At 42.1% G+C, this 15,878-nt stretch carries 19 protein-coding genes; 10 read left to right on the forward strand and 9 right to left on the reverse strand.

The window, feature by feature from the left end; translation table 11 throughout:
* The first annotated feature begins 27 nt into the window (after nucleotides 1–27).
* On the forward strand, nucleotides 28–225 hold the full coding sequence (locus ACRHOZ_RS13885) for a hypothetical protein (RefSeq protein WP_431126629.1): 198 nt from the start codon (nucleotides 28–30) through the stop codon (nucleotides 223–225).
* Here ACRHOZ_RS13885 and ACRHOZ_RS13890 read toward each other — a convergent pair.
* The 3 genes from ACRHOZ_RS13890 to ACRHOZ_RS13900 all read right to left on the reverse strand — a co-directional run bounded on the left by ACRHOZ_RS13890 (nucleotide 222) and on the right by ACRHOZ_RS13900 (nucleotide 1,823).
* On the reverse strand, nucleotides 222–1,208 hold the full coding sequence (locus tag ACRHOZ_RS13890) for a ribonucleotide-diphosphate reductase subunit beta (protein WP_431126631.1): 987 nt from the start codon (nucleotides 1,206–1,208) through the stop codon (nucleotides 222–224). The genes ACRHOZ_RS13885 and ACRHOZ_RS13890 overlap by 4 nt on opposite strands.
* A 287-nt stretch (nucleotides 1,209–1,495) precedes the next feature.
* Complete coding sequence (locus tag ACRHOZ_RS13895) at nucleotides 1,496–1,690, reverse strand: hypothetical protein (protein WP_431126633.1); 195 nt, start codon at nucleotides 1,688–1,690, stop codon at nucleotides 1,496–1,498.
* Between the two features lie 10 nt (nucleotides 1,691–1,700).
* The gene (locus ACRHOZ_RS13900; protein ID WP_422349769.1) at nucleotides 1,701–1,823 is read right to left on the reverse strand and encodes a hypothetical protein; all 123 of its coding nucleotides are present in this window, start codon (nucleotides 1,821–1,823) and stop codon (nucleotides 1,701–1,703) included.
* A 287-nt stretch (nucleotides 1,824–2,110) separates the two neighbouring features.
* On the opposite strand from ACRHOZ_RS13900, the gene ACRHOZ_RS13905 reads away from it, so the two are divergent.
* Both ACRHOZ_RS13905 and ACRHOZ_RS13910 read left to right on the forward strand, forming a co-directional pair.
* On the forward strand, nucleotides 2,111–2,845 hold the full coding sequence (locus ACRHOZ_RS13905; RefSeq protein ID WP_420401609.1) for a LytR/AlgR family response regulator transcription factor: 735 nt from the start codon (nucleotides 2,111–2,113) through the stop codon (nucleotides 2,843–2,845).
* Between the two features lie 75 nt (nucleotides 2,846–2,920).
* Nucleotides 2,921–4,828 carry a tetratricopeptide repeat-containing sensor histidine kinase gene (locus ACRHOZ_RS13910; protein WP_431126636.1) on the forward strand — a complete coding sequence of 636 codons (1,908 nt, stop codon included), beginning with the start codon at nucleotides 2,921–2,923 and terminating at the stop codon, nucleotides 4,826–4,828.
* Here the strand turns inward: ACRHOZ_RS13910 and ACRHOZ_RS13915 are convergent.
* Nucleotides 4,818–5,390 carry a DUF3109 family protein gene (locus ACRHOZ_RS13915; RefSeq protein WP_431126638.1) on the reverse strand — a complete coding sequence of 191 codons (573 nt, stop codon included), beginning with the start codon at nucleotides 5,388–5,390 and terminating at the stop codon, nucleotides 4,818–4,820. The two genes, ACRHOZ_RS13910 and ACRHOZ_RS13915, sit on opposite strands and share 11 nt — an antisense overlap.
* Nucleotides 5,391–5,513: 123 nt before the next feature.
* Between ACRHOZ_RS13915 and ACRHOZ_RS13920 the strand changes: the two genes are divergently transcribed.
* Entirely contained in the window at nucleotides 5,514–6,092 is a 579-nt protein-coding gene (locus ACRHOZ_RS13920) for a MarC family protein (RefSeq protein ID WP_431126640.1), read from the forward strand.
* Nucleotides 6,093–6,112: 20 nt separating this feature from the next.
* On the forward strand, nucleotides 6,113–6,316 hold the full coding sequence (locus ACRHOZ_RS13925) for a hypothetical protein (RefSeq protein WP_431126642.1): 204 nt from the start codon (nucleotides 6,113–6,115) through the stop codon (nucleotides 6,314–6,316).
* On the opposite strand, the gene ACRHOZ_RS13930 is transcribed toward ACRHOZ_RS13925, so the two are convergent.
* The 4 genes from ACRHOZ_RS13930 to ACRHOZ_RS13945 form a co-directional block, all read right to left on the reverse strand.
* Nucleotides 6,313–7,938 carry a S41 family peptidase gene (locus tag ACRHOZ_RS13930; RefSeq protein WP_431126644.1) on the reverse strand — a complete coding sequence of 542 codons (1,626 nt, stop codon included), beginning with the start codon at nucleotides 7,936–7,938 and terminating at the stop codon, nucleotides 6,313–6,315. The two genes, ACRHOZ_RS13925 and ACRHOZ_RS13930, sit on opposite strands and share 4 nt — an antisense overlap.
* 17 nt (nucleotides 7,939–7,955) lie before the next feature.
* Complete coding sequence (locus ACRHOZ_RS13935) at nucleotides 7,956–8,393, reverse strand: deoxycytidylate deaminase (protein WP_420401604.1); 438 nt, start codon at nucleotides 8,391–8,393, stop codon at nucleotides 7,956–7,958.
* A gap of 86 nt (nucleotides 8,394–8,479) precedes the next feature.
* Nucleotides 8,480–9,064 (reverse strand): HupE/UreJ family protein, encoded by a 585-nt coding sequence (locus tag ACRHOZ_RS13940; protein ID WP_431126645.1) that lies wholly within the window; start codon nucleotides 9,062–9,064, stop codon nucleotides 8,480–8,482.
* 116 nt (nucleotides 9,065–9,180) lie between these two features.
* Nucleotides 9,181–9,921, reverse strand: coding sequence for a TerB family tellurite resistance protein (locus ACRHOZ_RS13945; protein WP_431126647.1), 741 nt, complete (start codon nucleotides 9,919–9,921; stop codon nucleotides 9,181–9,183).
* A 122-nt stretch (nucleotides 9,922–10,043) separates the two neighbouring features.
* Between ACRHOZ_RS13945 and ACRHOZ_RS13950 the strand changes: the two genes are divergently transcribed.
* The 5 genes from ACRHOZ_RS13950 to ACRHOZ_RS13970 all read left to right on the forward strand — a co-directional run bounded on the left by ACRHOZ_RS13950 (nucleotide 10,044) and on the right by ACRHOZ_RS13970 (nucleotide 14,614).
* Nucleotides 10,044–10,454 (forward strand): BrxA/BrxB family bacilliredoxin, encoded by a 411-nt coding sequence (locus ACRHOZ_RS13950; protein ID WP_422349761.1) that lies wholly within the window; start codon nucleotides 10,044–10,046, stop codon nucleotides 10,452–10,454.
* A gap of 113 nt (nucleotides 10,455–10,567) precedes the next feature.
* Nucleotides 10,568–11,308, forward strand: coding sequence for a lysophospholipid acyltransferase family protein (locus ACRHOZ_RS13955; RefSeq protein ID WP_431126649.1), 741 nt, complete (start codon nucleotides 10,568–10,570; stop codon nucleotides 11,306–11,308).
* The gene (locus tag ACRHOZ_RS13960) at nucleotides 11,305–11,955 is read left to right on the forward strand and encodes an HD domain-containing protein (protein WP_431126651.1); all 651 of its coding nucleotides are present in this window, start codon (nucleotides 11,305–11,307) and stop codon (nucleotides 11,953–11,955) included. Before ACRHOZ_RS13955 ends, ACRHOZ_RS13960 begins: the two co-directional genes overlap by 4 nt.
* A gap of 60 nt (nucleotides 11,956–12,015) precedes the next feature.
* Nucleotides 12,016–13,440 (forward strand): Gfo/Idh/MocA family protein, encoded by a 1,425-nt coding sequence (locus ACRHOZ_RS13965; protein WP_431126653.1) that lies wholly within the window; start codon nucleotides 12,016–12,018, stop codon nucleotides 13,438–13,440.
* 79 nt (nucleotides 13,441–13,519) lie between these two features.
* Nucleotides 13,520–14,614, forward strand: a complete 1,095-nt coding sequence (locus ACRHOZ_RS13970) for an acyltransferase family protein (protein ID WP_431126655.1) — start codon at nucleotides 13,520–13,522, stop codon at nucleotides 14,612–14,614.
* Here ACRHOZ_RS13970 and ACRHOZ_RS13975 read toward each other — a convergent pair.
* Nucleotides 14,611–15,852 carry an RNA polymerase sigma factor gene (locus ACRHOZ_RS13975; RefSeq protein ID WP_431126657.1) on the reverse strand — a complete coding sequence of 414 codons (1,242 nt, stop codon included), beginning with the start codon at nucleotides 15,850–15,852 and terminating at the stop codon, nucleotides 14,611–14,613. The genes ACRHOZ_RS13970 and ACRHOZ_RS13975 overlap by 4 nt on opposite strands.
* Nucleotides 15,853–15,878: the final 26 nt, after the last annotated feature.

Below are 15,878 nucleotides of genomic sequence, written 5' to 3' on the forward strand. Positions count from 1 at the left end.
AATGATACCTGTTGGTTATACCAAAGCATGATCAATAACCGTGGGCATTCCCACGATACATTTGAGGCCAAGTTCTTTCACACCTCTGGGGCAAGAGGCTATATTATATTGTTATCGGTCTTAATAAAGAATTTCAAGAAATTCTGTTATTTAGATTCCCATTTTGATGGGAATGACAATTTTATAGGTAACCCACAGCAAGCTGTGGGGAATTTTTTCAATTAAAAGTCCGCGTCGAAGCTAATTTTCTGGGAATCCGTGTCCTTTTCCTTGTTCAAAACACCTGCTTTCTGATATTCAGACACGCGTTTCTCGAAGAAATTGGTCTTTCCTTGAAGCGAAATCATATCCATGAAATCGAACGGATTTGTGGCATTGTACACCTTCTCACATTGCAGTTCCACCAACAGTCTGTCGGTCACGAACTCCAAGTACTGGGTCATCAATTTAGCATTCATTCCTATAAGGCTTACCGGAAGTGATTCGGTAATAAATTCTCTTTCTATATTAAGGGCATCCACAATGATCTCCTTGATTCTTTCCTTCGGCACTTTGTTCACCAAGTGATTGTTGTGCAGGTGTACCGCGTAATCGCAATGCATTCCTTCGTCTCTGGAGATCAACTCATTGGAGAAAGTCAGTCCTGGCATCAATCCTCTTTTCTTTAACCAGAAAATGGAACAGAAGGCTCCGGAAAAGAAAATCCCTTCCACAGCGGCAAAGGCAATCAAACGCTCGGCAAAGCTGGGTGACTCAATCCATTTAAGTGCCCAATCTGCTTTCTTTTTGATAGCTGGAAAATTCTCAATAGCCTTGAAAAGCACATTTTTTTCCTTTTCATCCTTTACATAGGTATCGATCAACAAAGAGTAGGTTTCTGAGTGGATGTTTTCCATCATAATCTGGAAACCATAGAAAAACTTGGCCTCGGAATATTGCACCTCGTTCACAAAATTTTCCGCCAAATTTTCATTCACAATACCATCTGAAGCTGCAAAAAATGCCAAGATATGCTTAATGAAATAACGCTCATCCTCATTGAGCTTGTTGTTCCAGTCTGTCAAATCTTGGTGCAAATCGATTTCCTCAGCAGTCCAAAAACAGGCTTCCTGCTTTTTATACCAGTCCCACAAATCGTGATGTTGGATTGGAAAAATTACAAATCTGTCTTTGTTTTCTTGTAATATGGGTTCTATGGCTGCTGACATAAGTGTGCGTTAAAAAAATTATAAAATGGAGAAAATTTCCTTGCGAACAGGGCTAACAAAGATTCAAAAATGTCACCAGATAGTAAAGGCAGTTTTATTAAATACGATCCAAAGTTTTTAACACAAAATGTTGACATCTAGGCTGGCTATTGATGTTACTTGGGTTTGAAGAAGATGATCCCCAAGGCGGTTTTTTGATCGGAATCTTCCAAAATAAAATAGACCAAAAAGTATATGTTTTTTATACTTTTTGGTCTAAATATTAATGGAAATTACGCTTGTTGTTGTCATTCCGTAGGTTCATTATCAAAAGTACGGCCATTCCCAGTTACATCTTTGGACGGTTTTAATTCTAGGTAGTTCCCCCGAAACCTAAAACCAAACAAATCCGTGGATTCCCTGGGATATCTTTTGCAAGCAGTTTCTATGATCAAGAGGTTGGTTGCTCTGGCCGTACGTTTGTTGATAATGTGAAAGAACATATGGAAAAGGCTACCTATTGTTGGCCACCTCGTCCCAGTTGGAATGTATCTTTAAATCTTTTCCCTCTTCCATTACAGCAGCGCAAATCAGGGCAACAATCAGAAGCACAAATAAAATAAGACACTTTCGCATTGGAGTAGGGTTGATTACTTTCAATTTTTAACAAGACCAAAGTATAAAACAATTGCCCCTGAGAGGGTGCCGTATGTATAATCGGTCTTTTTTTGTGTATAAATGGTCAATGATTTTCAGGCTTTTAGATGTAAAACCAGAAGAATATAGCATTCAATAGGTGAAAGTTGCCCATTTTCGGTTAATCGGTATTTCCTACCAGTTATACGTGTAAAACGTCCATTAGCACATAATTTTAATACCTTATAGAGAATAATCCTAAATTTGAAAGTATATTAAAATAGAGCATGTTAGAAGCAGTTATTGTTGATGACGAGGTCAAAGCGTTGCAAAGTCTTAGTTGGGAGTTGACAAATTTGAGCGATGAGGTTGATATCGTAGCATCTTTTACTGATGCCCATGAAGCTTTGGACTATTTGGAGCGGAATACCCCGGATTGTTTGTTCCTGGATATTGAGATGCCGGCAATGGACGGATTTCAGTTCATCAAAAGCCTTAAGAACAAAAATTTCCCTGTGGTCATCACCACGGCCTACAACCAATATGCCCTAAAAGCCCTTAAGAACGAGGCCATTGATTACTTGCTAAAACCGATTGATACAGATGATCTGGAAGTCACCATTGCCAAGATCAAAAAATACAACACCAAGAATTTGACTTCCGAAAAACTGGAAAAGATTCTTTTGAATTTCAATGCTGAATCCCATAGCAAGAAAATCACCATCAATACGGACGGAAAGCTTTTGTTCCTTAACAGTGACGATATTCTATATGCGGAATCCGATGGAAACTATAGTACCATCTTTTTGAGTGATGGCCAAAAGATCCTGCTTACCAAAAAGCTCAAAGAAGTGAATACTTTGCTTCCCGATAATAGTTTTTTCCGAATTCACAATTCGTACATCATCAATCTAAACAAGATAAAAGAATTTCTAAAGACAGATGGTTATGTGGTGCTGGAATCCAACCATAAAATCCCTGTTTCAAGACAAAAGAAATCCGATTTTTTGGATATGCTGTAACCCCCGATAACTCCCGTGTCTATTTTCCGATCAACAAAATCCCTACACTCGGTAGTCCTCAAAAGAGATTTTCTTTTGTCCCTCTTGATTTTAGGGATTTTCCATTTTGGTCATGCCCAAGAAATTCCCGAAGCCTTCAAGGAAAAAGCGGAACGCATCGTGGAAATGAGGCCCAAGACCTATTTGGTCTTAAACACGGAACTCAAATCGGAAGGTAGGGATACCACCCTACTTCGGTATTTTGCCAATTTAAGCCAGGACGCCAAATATTTAGAAGGAGAGTCTTATGCCTTGGACCAGATAGGTGCCATCTACAGGAACTTTTCCAAATTTGAGCAAGCTGTCAATCTGCACCAAAAAGCTCTTGAGTTGGCAGAGGAAGCCAACAATGTGGAGCTAAAGGTAAGATGCCTGAACATGCTGGGCGTGGTGTACCGAAGAACCGACGCCATTAAAACCGCCTTGGATTATAATCAGCAGGCCTTGGAGATGGCCGAGCAAGTGGAGAAACCCTCCCACCACATCAAAAGAAATATCAATGTATCCCTCAACAGTATTGGCAATCTATATCAAACTTTAGAGCAATACGACTTGGCCATCCTCCAATTTAAAAGGGCTCTGAAAATGGAAGAGGAGCTTGGCAATAAACTTGGACTTGCCATTAACCATCAAAATATTGGGGAATGTTTGGATCGTAAGGGAGATTTGGAAGGTGCCTTGGAGCACTATCGAAAATCCTTGGCCTTTAATGAGGACATCAATTCCACCTACGGCCGGATCATTTGCAAAAACAGCTTGGCACAAATTTATTTGAAACAGGACATGCCCTATGCGGCCCTGGTACTTTTGGAACCACTGCACGAGCAGTCCAAGACCATTGGGGATTATTTTATTACCCCTCTTATTTTCATTAATACAGGTTGGGCATATACCGAATTGGGCAACTATGACAAAGCCCATGATTTTATCATGGAAGGTTTGGAAATGGCCCAAACCCATAATATCCCTAGTAATGTTCTCTATGCCTACCAAAAGCTTTCCGATTTTGAACATAAGCGGGGAAACTACCAGGCTGCTTACAATTACTATAAAAAAGCGGACGAGTTTGATGAGGAGATTTCCAGTGCCACCAATTTTAGGTACATGAACGATGTAATCGTCAAATACGAAGCCGATAAAAAGAACAACCAAATTTCGGTGTTGGCCAAGGAGAACGAAATTGTTCGTTTAAGACTCCGAAAAAACCAGACCACTTTGTTGGTAAGTGCCTTGATCGTTGGCCTTATTTCTTCCATACTTTACATCTTGTACAGACAGTATCAAAGCAAGAACGAAAAAAGGGTGCTCAGCTTGGAGCAAAACATGCTTCGTAGTCAAATGAATCCCCATTTTTTGTTCAACTCGTTGAACTCCATCAAACTTTATATTATAAACAACGAGCAAAAAAATGCCGTGCATTACCTCAACAAGTTTTCCAAGTTGGTGCGTAAAATATTGGAAGCTTCTTCCTTAAAGGAAATTACATTGGCCGAAGAACTGGAAACCGTTGAGCTATATATGAACATTGAGAACATCCGCTTTTCCAATGAAATCAAGTTTAGCATCAATGTTTGTGACGAAATTAATCCCGAGGCTGTTAAAATACCTTCCTTGGCCCTACAACCCTTTTTGGAAAATTCCCTTTGGCACGGACTGTCTCCCAAAGAAGGCGAGAAAATCATTTCACTGAACGTTCTAAAGAAAACTGCGGGACATGTCACCATAGAAATTGTTGACAACGGTGTGGGAAGGGGCGCCGCCCAGGTGAACAAGGAAAACAGGGTGCTTAAAAGAAAGTCTGTAGGTATCAGGATTACCAAAGAGCGTTTTGCCAACTTCTCCAAAGATTACCAAAACAGCTTTGATGTGGATATTGTAGATCTCTTTGATGAAAAGGGAAAACCCAAGGGAACCAAGGTTATTCTGGATATCCCTACGATTTAGTCTTTTCCTTGGCCACTTCCTCCAATTCTTGATACCATGCGGCTCCAAACTTCCGAATCAGGGCGTCTTTCACAAACTTATAAATAGGGACTTTTAGTTCCTTTCCCAACTGGCAAGCGGGGTCGCAGATTTCCCATCTGTGATAGTTCACAGCCGTAAATTCTGAATATTCCCGTGTTCTAACGGGGTACAAATGACAAGAAACAGGTTTTCTCCAAGAAACAGCCCCATCTAGATATGCTGCTTCTATCCCACATTTGGTAATTCCTTTGTCATCGAAAATGACGTATGCACATTCACTTTTATTGACCAAAGGCGTTTCCCATTCGCCATCTTCCCCTTTCACAAAGGCTCCTTGTTCCATTATGGCCTCGACTCCTTCGGGGCGTAGATAAGGTTTTACCTTTTCAAAAATATCCACCAGTATTTGGGTTTCCTCTTCTTCAAGGGGAGCACCGTATTCCCCATCCACGCAGCAGGCACCTTTGCAGGCCGTAAGGTTGCACACAAAATCATTGTCAATAATCTCTTCGGAAACTATGGTCTTATCAATTTGGAACATGCCGAAACCTACTTTTTGGGTAAAGGTAAACCAAAAGCAAAAACTTGGCCATTTCATCATGTCGAACAACATCCAAAACCCTCTTTTTCATCGTACATTTGCGTACTAAAAAAAATACAGGCTATGAACTTCAGTTTTAAGGAAATAGTTACCGCAAGCATGGTACTCTTTGCCGTGATAGATATCTTGGGCAGTATCCCAATCATCCTCTCACTTCGCAAAAAGGTGGGGCATATCCAATCCGAGAAAGCATCCATAGTTGCTGCTGTAATTATGACGGCTTTTTTGTTTGTTGGAGAGCGCATCTTAGGGCTTATTGGAATAGATGTTAATTCATTTGCTGTGGCGGGCGCCTTTGTCATCTTCTTTTTGGCCTTGGAAATGGTTTTGGGCATTACCTTGTTCAAAGACGACGGGGTGGAGACTGCATCCGTGGTGCCTATCGCTTTTCCCTTGATTGCCGGAGCTGGCACACTAACATCCATTTTGGCGCTAAGAGCAGAATTTCACGTAGAGAACATAGTAGTGGCCATTGTGGTAAACATTATCTTTGTGTACACGGTACTCAAGTCCAGTGCAAAGATTGAACGATTACTGAGCAAAAATGGACTTCAAGTGATCCGTAAGGTTTTTGGGGTCATCCTGTTGGCCATTGCGGTCAAACTTTTTGCCACCAACGTCAATCAATTATTCATTAACTAATTATTTCGAGCTTATTAGCTATGAACAAAGCTTTTGTTATTGTTTTGGTGATTTTAGCACTGGGGTTGATAGCCTTTAACGTTACCTTGGTCGATTTTAATGACCCTCTTCAAGGAGATAGCACTATCGCTTTGATCGGTATTGTGGCCTCATTGTGTGCCTTGTTATTGATCCTGATATTTGCCCTCAGCAAAAAAATTGACAAAAAGTTGAAAGAGGATTAATCCCTCAACTCCACAGTCTCCACATCAGAGGTATTGAATAGGGCCTGATCCATCTCCATTACCTTTTTTAACATGGCATCGTACTCTCCCTTAATTTGAGCGGAAAGATTGGGTGAGAACAACTGCTCTGCGATGTTGGCTTTTAGATAGTCCTTGATCTTGTCTTCCTGGGCATAAAAGTCCAGTTTAATTTTTCGATTCAACACAAACTGGATGAATTCATCAAATAGGATGTCGTCCACTCTAAAATCGTCCAAGAATTCATTCTTTGAAAGATAGGAATAACGGGTTCTGTCCTTTTCCAAATGTTCGAACACAAAACGGGAAAAGAACTCTGCCCCATCCAAACTTTCCACGGCTTCCTCCTCATTGTTGCCAATAGGCACAAACACATCGGGGATAATTCCACCCCCACCATATACTATCTTGCCCTTTGGCGTAACAAATTTCAAAGAGTCGGCCACCTTGATGCTGTCCACAGAGGTCAATTCTCCATTTCTATAGCGCTCCATAAAAGTTTGATAGTAATCCTTATGCCCTTTTTTGTACGATCTTTGGATGGATCTACCCGTTGGGGTGTAATATCTTGAAACCGTTAAACGTACCGCAGAGCCGTCGCCTAAATCCATTTCCCGTTGCACCAATCCTTTTCCAAAAGAACGGCGACCAACTATGGTGCCTATATCATTATCCTGTAAGGCTCCAGCAATAATTTCACTGGCCGATGCAGATCGTTCATTGATCAGCACATACACCGGTTTGTCTTCAAACTCTCCTTTCTTGGTGGCAAAGGCTTTCTTGATTCTCCCCTTTTTGTTTTTGGTGTACAGGATAAGCTTGTCATCCGTAAGAAATTCATCCGCAAGTTTTTCCGCGATGCCCAAATAGCCCCCTGGATTGTCCCTTAGGTCAAGCACCAATTTTTCCGCACCCCTGATCTTAAGTTTTCGAAGGGCATCCTTGAATTCATCAAAAGTGGATTCTGCAAACCGATTGATTTTGATATATCCCATATCCCTGGAAAGCATATAATAAGAATCTACACTTCGGATGGGAACCCTATCACGGGTTACCGTAACATTCAGGGTTCGGTCTTCCTGCTTTCTAAATACCTTCAAATCTACCTTGGTTCCTATTTTTCCTTTAAGGGTGGCCACAACCTCATTGTTGGGAATCCTTTTTCCAAAGAGGGTATCCTGGTCTGCTATAAGTATCCGATCACCTGCCTTGATACCACTTTTGTGGCTAGGGCCATTTTTTATTGTTCTGATTACCGTAATGGTATCTCGATACATATAGAAGCTGATTCCGATCCCTACAAAATCCCCCTTCATGTTTTCGGAAACTTCCTCCATCTCACTCCTTGGTATATACACCGAATGCGGATCCAGCTTCCCTAGGATATTGTTCACCGTAACGTCCACTATACTGTCAGTATCTATATCATCCACATATTCATAGTCGATGTAATCTATAAGCCGATTGAGTTTGTCTTTCTTGGAATTGGTGCTGAAGAGCTTTTCTGGAGAATCATCAAAGTGAAGTTTGCCTCCAATAAAAATGCCCACAGCCAGCACAAAGGCCAGAATGGTGGGGAGTATATACTGATATTTCTTTTTCATAACGTAAAATGGTGAGGTTAGACCATTTCTTCCAGAATGGGCAAATGATAGGTCTCTACGCCTGCCCTTTCTAAAAATCGCAGCCCTGAATCATCTTTATAGGCCGTCTGGTAAACCACACGTTTTATGCCAGCCTGATGAATCAGCTTACTGCACTCCCTACAGGGAGACAAAGTGATGTACAATGTTGCACCTTCACAAGATTGGGTAGAGGCGGCTACTTTTAAAATGGCGTTTGCCTCGGCGTGAAGCACATACCATTTGGTGTAACCTTCTTCATCTTCGCAAAAATTCTCAAAACCTGTGGGTGTGCCGTTGTAGCCATCAGATATGATCATTCTGTCCTTTACAATGATGGCGCCCACTTGTTTTCTTTTGCAATAGGAGAGTTTCCCCCATTCCTTGGCCATTCTTAAATAGGCCTTATCATACTTTTCTTGTTTGCGCTCGTTCATAGATCGGTAAATAGACTGATCATTAATTAAATATACCCGCTTTACAAGACTCGTACAACCTTATTCAATTAATTTTAACGAAGGCCCTATTGGGGAAACGTTGCAATTAGCAGCGGTATTGTAATGGCAATGACTAAAATGGATGCAATTCCGATGAAAAGCTTTCTTTTCACTTTTAAGAGGTCCAAAACCGCAAAAGCCACGCTCAAAATGATTAAAATGATGGCCACTTGTGAAAACTCGATCCCTGTGGCAAAACCCAATAACGGAAGTACCTTATCTTCCTGCTCCGCCATGAGCATCTTAAAATAATTGGAGAACCCTAAACCATGAACCAAACCAAAAAATGCTGTGGCCAATACATGCACATACCTGCCAGATGCTTGGGAATCACCAAAAACATAGGTCAAGTTGTACAGTGCAGTCAATAAAATAGTAACAGGAATCAGGAATTCAATAAGGCCTACATCCATGGTCATCACTTCAAAGGCAGACAGAGCCAGAGAGGTACAATGTGCTATGGTAAAGATTGTGGCCAAAATAACCACGCGCTTCCAGTTTTTAAAAGTAAAGGGTATGGCCAAGGCCGATAGAAAAAGGATATGGTCATAAGCTCCCAAATCCAGCACATGGTTAAATCCCAATTTAATGTAGAACCAGAATTCTTGCATTGTTCAGTTGTTAGTTAATTAGTAATTAGTGACAGTTAAGTTCAAACTCAAAATACAAGTTCAAGTTCAAAGTTTGAGCTCCATCAGTCCAATCATCGAATAATCCAAATATCGGCTTAGGATATGCCCCGCTCCTGCTGAATTGTCTCATAGGCTTTTTGAACTTCCTTAAACTTTTCCTCCGCTCCTTTTTTGATGGCTTCATTTTCCATAACCACACGATCGGGATGGTACTTTTTGGCCATTTTTCTATACGCCTTTTTCACCTCATCATCCGAAGCCGATTTTTCTATCTCCAAAATCTTATAGGCATTGTCCGCAGATTTGATGAACATGGCCATGATGCTTTCAAAATCGTGCAGACCAACACGAAGGTAACCCGCCAATTCCCGTAGCTTGTTCACTTCGGCCTTGCTGACCTGTCCATCCGCTTGGGCAATCCCAAAAAGGAAGTGCAATAGCTGCAATCGTACTTCGTAACGTGTGCGCTGAACCAAGTAAGTGCAAATTCTTTGGGCAGAAACTTCCCTTTTTTTAATGACATCATTAAAAGTCCTAAAAATGGCATTGGCCTTTTCCTTGCCATAGGTGCTCAAAAAATATTGGCGTACATAGTCCAATTCCCGTTGACTGACCTGCCCATCGGCCTTGATGACAATGGAGCATAAAGAGAGGAGATTCAGTTCAAAATCGGCTGGGGAAACGGACTGTCTGGTAAAGTCTGAAAACACACTTCCGCCCCCTCGGGAACCTGAACCGCCCAAGGTGTCCAAAAAACTGCCCACAAGAAAGCCAATTATGGCTCCCGCAAAACCTCTGATAAAAAATCCAACGAAGGCGGCCGCCCACTTGATCATTGCAACAAATTTAGAGCCCAAATATAGGCTTTTGCCTTAGAACAAAACTGTTTACAGCTGTTAAGGCTTCCTCAAAAAATGCGACAAAAACCATATCTTTGTACCTTAAAAATTAATAGATTATGTATCCTGAAGAATTGGTAAAACCTATGAGAGCCGACCTAGCCACTGCTGGGTTCGAGGAACTATATACAAGTGAAGCCGTGGAAAATGCATTGAAACAAGAAGGAACCACCTTGGTTGTGGTGAATTCCGTTTGCGGATGCGCCGCGGCAAATGCAAGACCTGGAGCAAAGTTGAGCTTACAAAACAATAAAAAACCAGACCATTTGGTTACTGTCTTTGCCGGGGTAGATACCGAAGCTGTTGACACTGCCAGAAACCATATGGTTCCCTTTCCTCCATCTTCACCAAGTATGGCATTGTTCAAAAATGGAGAGTTGGTGCATATGATCGAGAGACATCATATTGAAGGAAGACCAGCGGAATTGATCGCGGAAAATTTAATGGAAGCTTATAACGACCATTGTTAATTTCCAACAAATGAGATTTGAAGAACCACCCTTAAGGGTGGTTTTTTATTTTTGTGCCATAGATAACCGACTTTTATTTTCTTAGCACTTCAGAGCTACAATAGAATGTAAGCATGCAAAAGTTTCTTTCTTATCCGATTACCATCCTATACTTTATCTGTTTTGGGTTGACTTTGGTGATTTTTCATCCCATACAATGGGTATGTTTAAATGTGTTCGGGTATAAAGCACATAAGGGAAGTGTGAGCATCCTTAATTGGTTCTTGATGCGGTGTACGAATCTTTTGGGCACACGATATCATTTTGAAAATTCCCATGCCATACCGACTGACAGGCCCCTGATCATCGTCACCAACCACCAGAGCATGTACGATATTCCGCCCATAATTTGGCACATGCGAAAGCACCATCCCAAATTTGTGAGCAAAATAGAATTGGGCAAGGGTATTCCCAGTGTGTCCTACAATCTCCGACATGGAGGTTCCGCCTTAATAAATAGAAAAGACCCCAAACAATCCATTGAAGCCTTGCAGCAACTAGGTCAATACATAGAAAAACACAACCGTAGCGCTGTCATCTTTCCGGAAGGAACTCGAAGCAGAACCGGTGTTCCCAAACCATTTCGAACCACGGGATTAAAAGTACTGATGAAGCATGCTCCGTCCGCCTTGGTTGTCCCAATAAGCATCAACAACTCCTGGAAGATGCTTCGTTTTGGACAATTTCCAATGGGATTGGGCTCTTTGATTAAGTTCAAAGTGCATCCTCCAGTTGCCATTCAAGGAGATGCCGAGGCACTGATTGACAAAGTTGAGGAACAAATCAAGAATGGAATAACCGAAGTCAAATCATGAATGAACTTTTGATAGAAGCAACCAAGAATTTTGTAAAGGAGCAACTTAAGTATGCAGAAGGGGGCCATGACTGGTTTCACACGGAACGGGTTTTTAAAACGGCCAAGAAAATTTCGGAAAAGGAACAAGTGGATCCGTTGGTGGTTCAGCTGGCAGCGCTACTTCATGATATTGCTGATCCCAAATTCCATGATGGGGATGAGGAAATCGGCCCAAAGACCGCCCAAGAATTTTTGGCCTCACAGCACTTAGATCCTGTCCGAACGGATCACGTTGCGAACATTATACGGCATATGTCGTTCAAAAATAGTTTGGACAAAGGTCAACCCAAGTTTACTTCGCTGGAATTGCAGGTGGTTCAGGATGCGGATAGATTGGATGCCATTGGAGCGATCGGGATTGCCCGAACATTCAACTACGGTGGATTCAAAAACAGGCCCATGTACGATCCCAGGATTGAGCCCAATCTGAACATGACCAAGGAAGAATACAAAAAATCCAATGCCCCCACCATTAACCACTTCTACGAAAAATTGCTACTGCTCAAGGACAAAATAAACACGGATACAGGTCGGGAATTGGCAGCGGAACGTCATCAGTTCATGTTAGATTATCTGGAACAATTTTACAAAGAGTGGAATACATAACAAGCTGTATGTCTCTACGGTTGTTTTTTGTATCTTGATAGCTTAACTAAACAATCCAAAATGCAAAGAAGAAAGTTCCTTAAAAATACAGCAGCGGCCTCTGCTGCTTTTTCCATTGTCCCCAGTCATGTTTTGGGCAAGACCCATGTCGCGCCCAGCGACACTCTTTACGTAGGTGCCTTTGGTGTGGGCGGACGTGGTCATGGGGTAATTAATGGCCTGGCCAGCACCGGAAAGGTGAAATTTGTCTCCTTTTGTGATGTCGATGATAGACGTGCCGAAAGGACTTTTAAGGAATTCCCCGATGTTAAACGTTATAAGGATTTTCGAAAGGTTTACGATAAGCATTTGAAAGATATTGATGCGGTAATGGTGGCCACTCCCGATCATACCCATGCAACCATTGCGCTCCCATTTATGCGTGAAAAAAAACACGCCTATGTGGAAAAACCTCTGACACATAACATTCATGAAGCCCGTTTGATGACCCAAGTAGCGGCTGAAAATGGTATTGTGACCCAGATGGGTAACCAAGGAGCTTCCAGTGATGACAGTCGGATAGCACGCGAATGGGTAGAATCTGGAATTATTGGGAAAGTGCACACGATAGATTGTTGGACGAACAGACCCGTTTGGCCACAAGGTGTTCCCGTTCCTGTTGAAAAACAAGCTGTACCCAAAGGACTGGATTGGGATCTGTGGTTGGGACCTGCAGCAATGCGTGATTATAATGAAGCCTACCTACCATTCAAATGGCGAGGTTGGTGGGATTTTGGCACTGGAGCCTTAGGAGATATGGGATGCCATATCATGGAAACCCCATTCAGCGTTTTGGATCTAGGTTATCCTACGGAAGCTGAAGCCAGTTGTACCTCAGTTTGGGTAGGGGATTTTGTGGAAGCTGATTATAGCCCTTCTTGCCCTCCTTCTTCCAAAATTCACTTGAAATTTAATCATGAGCACCATGGAGACATTGCGCTAAATTGGTACGATGGTGGTCTAATGCCCGATTTACCAGATGAACTAAAAGATGGGGAAAGTGTAGGTAACGGAGATGGTGGAACCGTGATGTATGGTGATAAAGGCATCTTGGTTTGCGATACCTACTCCAGAAACGCGCGCTTATTGCCTTCTGATATGATGGGCTTGTTCAACGCTCCAAAACCGAAATACCCAAGAGTTCCAGATAGTATGGGCGGCCATATTGCCAATTTTGTTGACGGTTGTATCAAAGGTGATGCCACCTCTTCCAACTTTGCCAAAGCTGGCCCATTGACGGAGACCGTGCTTATGGGTAATCTTGCGGTAAAAGCATATCAGTACAAAGTACTGCAGGCAGGTAAAAAGCCAGGTGATTGGGCTCCTTATGACTATCCTGGAAGACGTAAATTGCTTTGGGATGGTGAGAACATGAAAATCACCAATTACGATAAAGCCAATGAATGGGTTACCCGCGAGTATCGAAAAGGCTGGGAACTATCGTAATTCCAATAAAGAAATGAAAAATACGGGCTGCAAGGTGATTTCTTAACGGAGTCAGTTGCAGCCCAATAACCAACCTAAAATGGGCCAACCATCTAAAAGAATCCTTTCCATTGATGCATTGAGAGGGTTTGATATGTTGCTCATTATTTTCGCCGACCACTTTTTCTATAATCTATATCAGGGTAGCCAGACCTCATTTACCGAAGGCCTGGCCAAACAGTTCAGTCACCCCGAATGGTTTGGTTCCACTTTTTATGACATTATCATGCCGCTATTCCTCTTTGTTGTAGGGGCCGTAATTCCTTTCTCCATGTCCAAAAGAATGCAGGACAAAAATGGCAGGGGTCATGTCTATAGAAAGCTGGCTAAGCGGTTTGTGATTCTTTTTGTTCTCGGGTGGATCGTACAGGGTAATTTGTTGGCTTTTGACCTCTCGCGATTTCATGTCTTTAGCAATACGCTACAGGCCATTGCGGTTGGATACCTGTTCTCATGCCTTGCCTATATCCATCTGAATCAAAAATGGCGTTATGTGGTTTTTGCCTCTTGCCTAGTTGTCTATGCCTTACTTTTAACAGTACCCAATGTTCCTGGGGCGGGGCAAAGCATGTTGTTACCAGATCAAAATTTTGCGCTTTATTTTGACCGATTGATATTAGGAAGATTTGATGATGGTCTACAATACACCTGGTTACTCAGTGGGCTTGGGTTTACCGCAACCACCTTATCCGGAGTCTTTGCAGGTGAATTGATAAAATCCAAGCTGCCTAGAAACAAAGTTGCGCTCTATCTCTTTATTAGCGGACTAGTTGGATTGGCCCTTGGCCTGATTTGGGGCATCTGGCATCCCATAGTCAAAAAAATCTGGTCAAGCTCCTTTGTGCTGGCATCCTCAGGGGTGTGTTTTCTGCTCTTGGCTTTGTTCTATTGGATCATTGATGTTAAAGGCAAGACCAAATGGACGTATCCCCTAAAAGTCATCGGGATGAACGCCATTACAGCCTATGTTTTGTCACATGTGATCAATTTTCCAGAAGTTTCCAAATTTCTTTTGTTCGGATTGGAACCATACGCTGGATCCTATTATCCAATGCTGACTTCCATAGGAGGGTTTGGCATCCTCTATTTGTTGCTTTGGTATATGTACCAGAACAACACCTTTATCAAAGTTTAGGGCAACTTTTTTTGTAGGTGTCTTTTCACCAAATCATTCTCTGAGAGTTCGATGGCTTTGGTCAAAGCACTTTGATAATCCATATCGTTCAATTCCTGAAGCAGTTCGGCTTTTATAGCATAAAACAGACCTGTGGTTTCAAAGTTTGATTTTTGGGCCAACATATTCAGTTCTTCCAGTGCCCTTGCTGCACCATGAATCTTTGCAAAGGGAACAATACTATTTAAAGCGACCATGGGTGAATACTGTTGTTTGAGTTGTACATCATACAGATAAAGGATGCTCTTCCAATCCGTCTGCCCAAAACTTTTTGCAGCACAATGATAATAGGATCGAGCAGCCTCCAAATGATAATGCGATGGCGTTTTGTCCAATGTCCCGGCTCCCTCCAAATGTCGAATTCCAATTTCAATCAACTCCCTATTATATTTGGAGCGATCCTGAAATTCCAGGGTGACAAGCGCACCAGCATCGTCCAACCTTGCCTCAAATCGAGAAGCATGGAAACACATTAGGGCAATCAATGCTTCCAAATTGGGATGTTTGCAGTATTTGTTTTCCCTGAGCAATAGGGCCAAACGTAAGGCCTCATAACAAATATCCCGTTTGATGACCTGTGAGCCTGTCGAAGCTGCATAACCCTCTGTAAAAAGCAGATAAATAACCCGAAGAACAACAAACAATCTTGACTGAAGCCCCATTTGCACCGGAATTTTTAGCATTTGTACCTCATTCCTGAATTTCTTTTTCCCACGGGTGAAAGATTTAGCAACAGCTTCCTCCTTTTTAAGCAGGGCTTCCGCCAATTCTTTATTACTAAAACCGCCTATAAGTTTTAGGCTTAAGATAATCTGATGTTCTAGGGAAAGGGAGGGATCGCAACAGGCAAAAATGAGCTGGAGTTGACTGTCCGAGATTACATCTTCCAGCAGTACCCCATCAGAGGGATTTTCCGAAACTTCCTTAAGCACATGCTCCTCAAAAGTCGAAGATTTCTTGTCTTTTCGGAGCACATCAATCAACGAATTGTTGGCCACACGATAGAGCCATGCTGTTGGATTGTTGGGCATCTCCTTATAGGCCCAAATCTTCATGGCCTTTAAAAAAGTGTCTTGCACGGCATCCTCTATTTTCTCAACATGGGACGTCCCATACTTCCGAATCAAAACGGCCACCACCTTTCCGTACTCGTTACGAAACAGGTGTTCAATGGTATTGTCAAGTTGGTTACTTTCCATGTTATAAAAAAAGCCTGAACCACGTC

This window comes from Flagellimonas flava (assembly GCF_050617915.1).
In the GTDB taxonomy this organism is placed as follows: domain Bacteria; phylum Bacteroidota; class Bacteroidia; order Flavobacteriales; family Flavobacteriaceae; genus Flagellimonas; species Flagellimonas flava_A.

Excerpts from the sequence above, each read along its gene's own strand:
- ACRHOZ_RS13930 (WP_431126644.1), bottom strand. The coding sequence starts at position 7,938 with ATGAAAAAGAAATATCAGTATATACTCCCCACCATTCTGGCCTTTGTG.
- ACRHOZ_RS13955 (WP_431126649.1), top strand. The coding sequence starts at position 10,568 with ATGCAAAAGTTTCTTTCTTATCCGATTACCATCCTATACTTTATCTGT.
- ACRHOZ_RS13935 (WP_420401604.1), bottom strand. The coding sequence starts at position 8,393 with ATGAACGAGCGCAAACAAGAAAAGTATGATAAGGCCTATTTAAGAATG.
- ACRHOZ_RS13895 (WP_431126633.1), bottom strand. The coding sequence starts at position 1,690 with ATGTTCTTTCACATTATCAACAAACGTACGGCCAGAGCAACCAACCTC.
- ACRHOZ_RS13915 (WP_431126638.1), bottom strand. The coding sequence starts at position 5,390 with ATGTTCCAAATTGATAAGACCATAGTTTCCGAAGAGATTATTGACAAT.
- ACRHOZ_RS13975 (WP_431126657.1), bottom strand. The coding sequence starts at position 15,852 with ATGGAAAGTAACCAACTTGACAATACCATTGAACACCTGTTTCGTAAC.
- ACRHOZ_RS13940 (WP_431126645.1), bottom strand. The coding sequence starts at position 9,064 with ATGCAAGAATTCTGGTTCTACATTAAATTGGGATTTAACCATGTGCTG.
- ACRHOZ_RS13905 (WP_420401609.1), top strand. The coding sequence starts at position 2,111 with ATGTTAGAAGCAGTTATTGTTGATGACGAGGTCAAAGCGTTGCAAAGT.
- ACRHOZ_RS13970 (WP_431126655.1), top strand. The coding sequence starts at position 13,520 with ATGGGCCAACCATCTAAAAGAATCCTTTCCATTGATGCATTGAGAGGG.
- ACRHOZ_RS13900 (WP_422349769.1), bottom strand. The coding sequence starts at position 1,823 with ATGCGAAAGTGTCTTATTTTATTTGTGCTTCTGATTGTTGCCCTGATT.
- ACRHOZ_RS13965 (WP_431126653.1), top strand. The coding sequence starts at position 12,016 with ATGCAAAGAAGAAAGTTCCTTAAAAATACAGCAGCGGCCTCTGCTGCT.
- ACRHOZ_RS13960 (WP_431126651.1), top strand. The coding sequence starts at position 11,305 with ATGAATGAACTTTTGATAGAAGCAACCAAGAATTTTGTAAAGGAGCAA.
- ACRHOZ_RS13885 (WP_431126629.1), top strand. The coding sequence starts at position 28 with ATGATCAATAACCGTGGGCATTCCCACGATACATTTGAGGCCAAGTTC.
- ACRHOZ_RS13920 (WP_431126640.1), top strand. The coding sequence starts at position 5,514 with ATGAACTTCAGTTTTAAGGAAATAGTTACCGCAAGCATGGTACTCTTT.
- ACRHOZ_RS13925 (WP_431126642.1), top strand. The coding sequence starts at position 6,113 with ATGAACAAAGCTTTTGTTATTGTTTTGGTGATTTTAGCACTGGGGTTG.
- ACRHOZ_RS13890 (WP_431126631.1), bottom strand. The coding sequence starts at position 1,208 with ATGTCAGCAGCCATAGAACCCATATTACAAGAAAACAAAGACAGATTT.
- ACRHOZ_RS13950 (WP_422349761.1), top strand. The coding sequence starts at position 10,044 with ATGTATCCTGAAGAATTGGTAAAACCTATGAGAGCCGACCTAGCCACT.
- ACRHOZ_RS13945 (WP_431126647.1), bottom strand. The coding sequence starts at position 9,921 with ATGATCAAGTGGGCGGCCGCCTTCGTTGGATTTTTTATCAGAGGTTTT.